At 63.5% G+C, this 573-nt stretch carries 1 protein-coding gene; it reads left to right on the top strand.

The window, feature by feature from the left end; all coding sequences use genetic code 11:
* On the top strand, positions 1 to 573 hold a 573-nt coding region (locus tag TU80_RS31115; RefSeq protein WP_082643945.1), incomplete at both ends, for an acetaldehyde dehydrogenase (acetylating).

Raw genomic sequence — 573 nt, 5'->3', positions numbered from 1 at the left:
GTATCCCGGTGGTGAACCTGGAGCAGAACCTCGATCAGCTCAACGTCAACATGGTCACCTGCGGCGGCCAGGCGACCATTCCGATGGTCGCCGCGGTGTCGCGCGTGGCCAAGGTGCATTACGCCGAGATCGTCGCCTCGATCGCGAGTAAATCCGCCGGGCCCGGCACCCGCGCCAACATCGACGAATTCACCGAAACCACGTCCAAGGCCATCGAAGTCATCGGCGGTGCGGCCAAGGGCAAGGCGATCATCGTGATGAACCCGGCCGAGCCGCCGTTGATCATGCGCGACACGGTGTTCGTGCTGTCCGAAGCGGCGGATCAGGCGCTGGTCGAAGCCTCTATCGTCGAAATGGCGGCGGCCGTGCAGGCTTATGTGCCGGGCTATCGCCTCAAGCAAAACGTGCAGTTCGACGTGATCCCGACAGACGCGCCGCTGAACATCCCTGGCCTGGGCAAATTCTCCGGCCTGAAAACCTCGGTGTTCCTCGAAGTCGAAGGCGCCGCCCATTACCTGCCGGCCTACGCTGGCAACCTCGACATCATGACCTCCGCAGCCTTGGCTACCGCCG

It is taken from the genome of Pseudomonas veronii (genome assembly GCF_001439695.1).
GTDB classification, from domain to species: Bacteria; Pseudomonadota; Gammaproteobacteria; order Pseudomonadales; family Pseudomonadaceae; genus Aquipseudomonas; species Aquipseudomonas veronii.
This window is presented reverse-complemented; position numbering and strand designations above follow the sequence as displayed.